Raw genomic sequence first — 6,551 nt, forward strand, 5'->3', positions numbered from 1 at the left:
GGGCGGATTCAACCGCTCGTCGCAACACTCGAGCAAAAGAGGTTGCGATGGAGAAGCGTGTGCGGACAGATCGTCCCCGAGAGGTCCTACGAGAAGATTATAGACCGTTCTGGACTGCGATTGCCTTGGGGCGATCGAGCGGGGATGCTGCGGTTGAGGCCGGGGTGTCGCCGTCGGTCGGAGTACGCTGGTTCCGGAGGGCGGGCGGTATGCCGCCAACACATTTGTCGCGATCGTCCAAACCTCGGTCGGAGCGCTACCTGTCGTTCGCCGAACGTGAGGAGATTGCCATCTTGCGCGCGCAGGGGCATGGGGTGCGAGCCATCGCTCGTCAGCTCGGCCGGCCTCCATGCACGATCTCCCGTGAGCTCCGTCGCAATGTGGCGCGCCGCCATGGCGCTCCAGAGTACCGGGCGACCACGGCACAATGGCATGCTGATCAGTCCGCCCGACGGCCCAAGTTTGCGAAGTTGGCAATCAACCCGACCCTGCGGGATTATGTGCAGGACAGGCTTGCCGGTATGATCGCTAAGCCAGACGGGGCGCTCCTCGTTGGCCCGAAGGTCGTGTGGAAGGGCCGCCGGGCGGTGCATCGGCAAAACCGACGCTGGGCGACGGCATGGAGCCCGGAACAGATTTCTCGGCGACTTCGGCTCGACTTTCCCGAGGATGAGACGATGCGCATCAGTCACGAGGCAATTTATCAGGCCCTTTATGTGCAGGGTCGAGGAGCTTTGCGCCGTGAACTGACGGCCTGCTTGCGCACTGGGCGGGCCTTGCGGATGCCGAGGGCGCGCGCCCGCAAAGGCAGAAGCTTCATTCCTTCCGAGATCATGATCAGTCAACGTCCGGCGGAAGCTGCCGATCGAGCTGTGCCGGGTCACTGGGAAGGTGACCTCATCATGGGCCTCGGTAGTTCCGCGATCGGCACTTTGGTGGAGCGCACGAGCCGTTTTACCATTCTGCTGCATTTGCCGCGCATGACCGGTCAGGAACAGGATGCTCGCGTGAAGAATGGACCTGCACTCGCCGGACATGGCGCTGAGGCGGTGCGAGACGCCATCACCCGCGCAATCTTCACCATGCCCGAGCGACTGCGGCGGTCTCTAACCTGGGATCAAGGAGCTGAGCTGGCTCAGCACGCGCGTCTGAAGATCGATGCAGGCGTGCAGGTCTACTTTTGCGACCCTCACAGCCCGTGGCAGCGCGGCACCAACGAGAACACGAATGGGTTGCTGCGCCAGTACTTTCCAAAGGGGACGGATCTCAGCATGCACGATGCCGATGATCTGGAGGCCGTGGCTCTTGCACTCAACACAAGGCCCCGCAAAACCCTCGGCTGGAAAACACCGGCAGAAACCCTCGACGAATTGCTCCGAGTGAGCGATACACGGAGTGTTGCGACGAGCGGTTGAATCCGCCCTGGATGCCCCGGTCAAGCCGGGGCATGACAGCGGAGCGAGAAGCCCTACGCCTTCAGCGTCTCCAGAAACCTCACCGCCTCGCCTTGCGATGGCGTGACGAGCTCGCCCTGCCACATCACGCGGCGGCCGCGGATGAAGGTACCGACAGGCCAACCCGTAACGCGCATGCCGTCATAGGGGGTCCAGCCGGCCTTGGAGGCGACCCATTTGTTGGTGATGGTTTCGCGGCGCTTGAGGTCCACGATGGTGAAGTCGGCGTCATAGCCCGCGGCGATCCGGCCCTTGCAGGCCATGTTGTAGAGGCGCGCCGGGCCGGCGCTGGTGAGATCGACGAAGCGCGCCAGCGAAAGACGGCCCGCATTGACGTGATCGAGCATCACGGGCACCAGCGTCTGCACGCCGGTCATGCCGGAGGGCGAGGCCGGATAGGTCTTCGCCTTCTCCTCCAGCGTATGCGGAGCGTGATCGGAGCCGAGCACGTCCACGATGCCCTGCTCGATGCCACGCCAGATCCCCGCGCGATGATCGGCCGAGCGCACCGGCGGGTTCATCTGCGCGAGCGTGCCGAGCTGCTCGTAGCATTCGGGCGCGGCGAGCGTCAGATGATGCGGCGTTGCTTCGCAGGAAGCGACATCCTTGTGGTCGCGCAAAAACTCGATCTCTTCCTTGGTGGAGATGTGCAGCACGTGGATGCGCTTGCCCGTCTCATGCGCGAGCTTCACGAGGCGCTGCGTCGCCATCAGCGCCGCGGTCTCGTCGCGCCAGACCGGGTGCGAGCGTGCATCGCCCTCGATGCGCAGCGACTTGCGATCGTTGAGGCGGTACTCGTCCTCGGCATGGAAGGCGGCGCGGCGGCGGATCACCTGGAAGATGCGGCGCAGGCTCTCATCGTCTTCCACCAGCAGCGCGCCGGTCGAGGAGCCGATGAATACCTTGACGCCCGCGCAACCCGGTGCGCGTTCGAGCATGGGGAGGTCCTGCACGTTCTCGCGCGTGCCGCCGATGAAGAAGGCGAAATCGCAATGCATGCGGTGATGGGCCCGCTTCACCTTGTCGGTGAAATCGGCTTCCGTCACCGTCAGCGGCGAGGTGTTCGGCATCTCGAACACGGCGGTGACGCCGCCCATCACGGCGCTGCGCGAGCCGGTCTCGAGGTCTTCCTTGTGTGTCAAGCCGGGCTCGCGGAAATGCACCTGCGTGTCCATCACGCCGGGCAGGATGTGCAGCCCCTTGCAATCGATCACTTCCGCAGCTGAGGCCTGCGACAGCGCGCCGACCTCGGCGATACGGCCACCCGCGATGCCGACGTCGCGCGGGCCCTCGCCGTCCTGGTTGACGACGGTGCCGCCTTTGAGGATCACGTCGAAACGCTGGGTCATGGCTGAAGGCCTCTCTCATCCCCAAGCGCAGGGCTCGAGGTCTTGTCGTTTACGCGTTGCGGGCTTACGTTCCGGAGCAACATGTCGCAAGAGATTTTCGCATGAAAGCAGCGTTTCTTCCCGACCGGAGCGTGATCAAGGTCGCGGGCGAGGATGCGCGCAACTTCCTCAACGGCCTCGTCACCACCGACGTCGACAGGCTCAAGCCGGGCCTTGGCCGATTCGGGGCGTTGCTGACGCCACAAGGCAAGATCGTCGTCGATTTCCTGATCACGGAGGTGCCGTCCGGCCATGGCGGCGGGTTCCTGATCGACTGCCCGAAACCCTTGGCGGACACCCTCGCCACCAAGCTGAAATTCTACAAGCTACGCGCCAAGGTTACCGTGGAAGACCTCTCCGCCGACCTCGGCGTGCTCGCGACCTGGGACGGCCAGCTTGCGGCCCAGCCGGACCTCACCTTTGCCGATCCGCGCGACGAGCGGCTCGGCCACCGCATCCTGATCCCGGAACAGCTCAAGCAGAAGCTCGCCGACCTCATCGGCGCCGAGCTCGTCGATGCGTCCGAATATGAGGCGCAGCGGATCGCGCTCGGCGTGCCGCGCGGCGGGCTCGATTTCATGTACAGCGATGCGTTCCCGCACGAGACCAACATGGATCGTCTTGCCGGCGTCGATTTCGACAAGGGCTGCTATGTCGGTCAGGAAGTCGTCTCGCGCATGCAGCATCGCGGCACCGCGCGCACCCGCAGCGTGAAGGTGGTGCTCGAGGGCCCCTCGCCCGAGGCCGGCGCGGCGATCCTTGCCGGCGACAAACAGGTCGGCACGATCGGCTCGACCGCCGACGGCAAAGGCATCGCACTGGTGCGCATCGACCGCGTGGCCGACGCGCTCGACGCGGGCCAAACGCTCACTGCCGGTGGACTCGCATTGCAGCTTGCGGAGCCCGAGGTCGTTCGCATCCCAGCCAAGCAGCCCGTCGCATGAGCCGCGCCCCTCGCCTGCATCCCGACGGCCTGACGCGCTGCCCGTGGCCCGGTGAAGATCCGCTCTATGTCGCCTATCACGACACCGAATGGGGCGTGCCGGAGTATGACGACCGCGCGCTCTATGAGAAGCTGATCCTCGACGGCTTCCAGGCCGGTCTCTCCTGGATCACCATCCTGCGCAAGCGCGACAATTTTCGCAAAGCCTTCGACGATTTCCAGCCGGAGAAGATCGCGCGCTACAATGCGAAGAAAGTCCATGCGCTGATGAACGATGTCGGCATCGTGCGCAACCGCGCCAAGATCGACGGCACGATCCTGAGCGCAAAGTCCTATCTGGAGATCATGGAGAAAGGCCCGGGCTTCTCGAAACTGTTGTGGGACTTCCTCGACGGCCGGCCCAAGGTCAACCAGTTCAAGACCACGGCGAGCGTGCCGGCCTCGACGCCGCTGTCGGTGCAGATCTCCAAGGAGCTGTCCTCGCGCGGCTTCAAGTTCGTCGGTCCGACCATCGTCTATGCCTTCATGCAGGCGACCGGCATGGTCAATGACCATCTCGTCGACTGCCACTGCCACGCGACCTGCGGAAAGACGCAGCGCAAGCCGCGCCTCAAGGTCAAATGACGGCGAAAAAGACGGCGCACGATGCGCAGTCCCGCGCTTGGCAGCGGATGCTGTCGGGCCGGCGGCTCGACCTGCTCGATCCCTCACCGCTCGATGTCGAGATCGCCGACATCGCGCACGGCCTCGCGCGCGTCGCGCGCTGGAACGGGCAGACCACCGGCGCTCACATCTTCTCGGTCGCGCAGCACACGCTGCTGGTGGAGACCGTGATGCGGCACGAAGCGCCGCGCGTCGATCAGCGCATGCGGCTCGCAGCCCTGCTGCACGATGCGCCCGAATATGTGATTGGCGACATGATCTCGCCGTTCAAGGCCGTGCTCGACGGCCACTACAAGGCGGTCGAGAAGCGCCTGCTCGGCGCCATCCATATCCGCTTCGGCCTGCCGCCGGTGCTGCCCGAGGAGATCACACTGGCGATCAAAGCCGCCGATCGTGGCGCGGCCTACCTGGAGGCGACCGAGCTTGCCGGCTTTGGCGAGGCCGAGGCAAAACGCCTATTCGGCCGCGATCCCGGCCTCTCCGACAGCGTCCGGCGCGATTATCTCACGCCCTGGACCGCGGCGCGGGCCGAGAAGCAGTTCCTCGAACGGTTCAACGCCGTGTTTGCGTAGCTTCCGTAGAGCCTGTGAACCAATTCGGTTTGTTTCGGCATTTGCCATCAAGGAGCGGTAGGGCTCCCTGATGGCAAGAAGCCGGCGGCGTCAGGCCGCCGGGTCCGCTTCTGCGGTCTATGCTTTTGCGAGACGGTGTCCTTGCAGGATGTTGTTGGTGAGGGCGTACCAGAGCACGACGGCACGAATCTTCTCGATGCCGCGCACGGTCAATTGCCTGAGGTCCCAGTTCCGCCATCGGGCATGGATGCATTCGCAGATCGTGCGGGCTTGGTACTGTGCCTTGCCGGCTTCGCTGGCCATGCGAGCACGCCAAGCCGCTACCCCAGGACCGTCGCTGCTCCGGGGTAAAAAGGGATCGACACCGCTCCTGGATTTGGGGGGAGGACAGTAAATCTCAACACCTTCGCCATGCGCCCATTCGATGTCCTCGCCACTGCAGAACCCGCCATCGGCGAGGTAGCGGCCTGGCAAGCGCTTCAGCCGAGCGCGCGTTCGCTCCAGCATCGGCCGCATCAAGCCACGATCTGAGCCGCTGTTGTCGACATCGATCGCGACCACGAGCAGTTCGCCGGCTGCACTGGCGACCTGCACATTGTAGGCCGGGCGGAAGCCGGCATCCGCCATCTTCATCACCCGTGCTTGCGGATCAGTGGTGGAGGCACGTGATTCCTTCGGCTTTTTGCCGTTGCCGCCCTTGTCGTCGAGCTGCTTTCGCTTGCGCCTGATCTCAGCCAGCGCGGCTTGGGCCGCTTGCACCCGCTCGCTGCGTTCCCGCGCCGCACGCTCCCTGGCAGCCCGGATGCGCCGATTGCTGGCTTCCGGATCCGCATCAACCTCGCGCCTGAGCTCTTCCACTACGGCCTTCGCCTGTGCCATCTGCCGATCCAGCGTCGCCTCCCGCCGGAAGGAGCCAGTTCCCGCACTCGCCCGTATCCGCACCCCGTCCTGAGTCAGCTTCTCCAGATCGACCAGCCCTGCCTCATTCAGGGCCATCAGATGTTCGACCAGCAAACGGTCGAGCAAGTCGGCACAGCCGACCCGGAAGTCCGACAGCGTATGATGGTTCAAAGACACGCCGCCGCAGAGCCAGCGATAGACGTCGTGACTATCGCAGAGTCGGTCCAAGGCACGCGCGCTGCCAACGCCATCGCTCGTGGCGTAAAGCCAAAGCGCCAGCAACAGCCGCGGCGACGGTGCTGGATGGCCGGGCGTGTTTTCCCTCGCCTTGACCCGATCCTCCAGCTCGCTCAGGTCCAGCCCCTCAACATAAGCCCAGATCACCCGTGCCGGATGATCCTGCCCGATCAGGCTATCAATATCGACCGCTCGCAACTCGATCTGATTGCGAACAGGCTCGCGCAGCCGAGGTCCACCCCGCGGCACCTCCTCGGTTCGTGGCCCCGACTGTTCCGGCAATTCGCCAAAAAGTCCGTCGTCAGACATCACTGCCTCCAGCAATCAACCTGCTCAGAGAATCACATCCGCCCAACGCCCGGTACAAAAAGATTCACAGTCTCGTAGGGTGGGT

The 6,551-nt window shown here is 64.4% G+C and carries 6 protein-coding genes; 4 read left to right on the plus strand and 2 right to left on the minus strand.

Translation table 11 applies throughout. From position 1 onward, the window contains the following. Positions 1-47: 47 nt before the first annotated feature. Complete coding sequence (locus AXW67_RS23025) at positions 48-1,415, plus strand: IS30 family transposase (RefSeq protein WP_201723621.1); 1,368 nt, start codon at positions 48-50, stop codon at positions 1,413-1,415. 53 nt (positions 1,416-1,468) lie between these two features. On the opposite strand, the gene AXW67_RS23030 is transcribed toward AXW67_RS23025, so the two are convergent. Next, a complete protein-coding gene (locus AXW67_RS23030; RefSeq protein ID WP_063679686.1) occupies positions 1,469-2,803 on the minus strand; it encodes a dihydroorotase in 1,335 nt (444 codons plus the stop codon). Positions 2,804-2,904: 101 nt separating this feature from the next. Here AXW67_RS23030 and ygfZ point away from each other — a divergent pair, with 101 nt between their 5' ends. Genes ygfZ through AXW67_RS23045 form a run of 3 tightly spaced genes read left to right on the plus strand, consistent with a single transcriptional unit; the run spans position 2,905 to position 5,020 of the window. Then, positions 2,905-3,786 (plus strand): CAF17-like 4Fe-4S cluster assembly/insertion protein YgfZ, encoded by an 882-nt coding sequence (gene ygfZ, locus AXW67_RS23035; protein ID WP_063679687.1) that lies wholly within the window; start codon positions 2,905-2,907, stop codon positions 3,784-3,786. Beyond that, the gene (locus AXW67_RS23040; RefSeq protein WP_027553764.1) at positions 3,783-4,409 is read left to right on the plus strand and encodes a DNA-3-methyladenine glycosylase I; all 627 of its coding nucleotides are present in this window, start codon (positions 3,783-3,785) and stop codon (positions 4,407-4,409) included. The genes ygfZ and AXW67_RS23040 overlap by 4 nt, the downstream gene beginning before the upstream one ends. Further along, positions 4,406-5,020, plus strand: a complete 615-nt coding sequence (locus tag AXW67_RS23045; protein WP_063679688.1) for a YfbR-like 5'-deoxynucleotidase — start codon at positions 4,406-4,408, stop codon at positions 5,018-5,020. The genes AXW67_RS23040 and AXW67_RS23045 overlap by 4 nt, the downstream gene beginning before the upstream one ends. Before the next feature lie 117 nt (positions 5,021-5,137). Here the strand turns inward: AXW67_RS23045 and AXW67_RS23050 are convergent, their stop codons facing one another. Continuing rightward, a complete protein-coding gene (locus AXW67_RS23050) occupies positions 5,138-6,466 on the minus strand; it encodes an IS1182-like element ISBne1 family transposase (protein WP_076611901.1) in 1,329 nt (442 codons plus the stop codon). Positions 6,467-6,551 lie beyond the last annotated feature (85 nt).

It is taken from the genome of Bradyrhizobium neotropicale, from assembly GCF_001641695.1.
GTDB lineage: Bacteria > Pseudomonadota > Alphaproteobacteria > Rhizobiales > Xanthobacteraceae > Bradyrhizobium > Bradyrhizobium neotropicale.

What these genes read in the sequence shown, in the direction of transcription:
- AXW67_RS23040 (WP_027553764.1), top strand. Translation starts at nt 3,783, where the DNA reads ATGAGCCGCGCCCCTCGCCTGCATCCCGACGGCCTGACGCGCTGCCCG.
- AXW67_RS23045 (WP_063679688.1), top strand. Translation starts at nt 4,406, where the DNA reads ATGACGGCGAAAAAGACGGCGCACGATGCGCAGTCCCGCGCTTGGCAG.
- AXW67_RS23050 (WP_076611901.1), bottom strand. Translation starts at nt 6,466, where the DNA reads ATGTCTGACGACGGACTTTTTGGCGAATTGCCGGAACAGTCGGGGCCA.
- ygfZ (WP_063679687.1), top strand. Translation starts at nt 2,905, where the DNA reads ATGAAAGCAGCGTTTCTTCCCGACCGGAGCGTGATCAAGGTCGCGGGC.
- AXW67_RS23030 (WP_063679686.1), bottom strand. Translation starts at nt 2,803, where the DNA reads ATGACCCAGCGTTTCGACGTGATCCTCAAAGGCGGCACCGTCGTCAAC.
- AXW67_RS23025 (WP_201723621.1), top strand. Translation starts at nt 48, where the DNA reads ATGGAGAAGCGTGTGCGGACAGATCGTCCCCGAGAGGTCCTACGAGAA.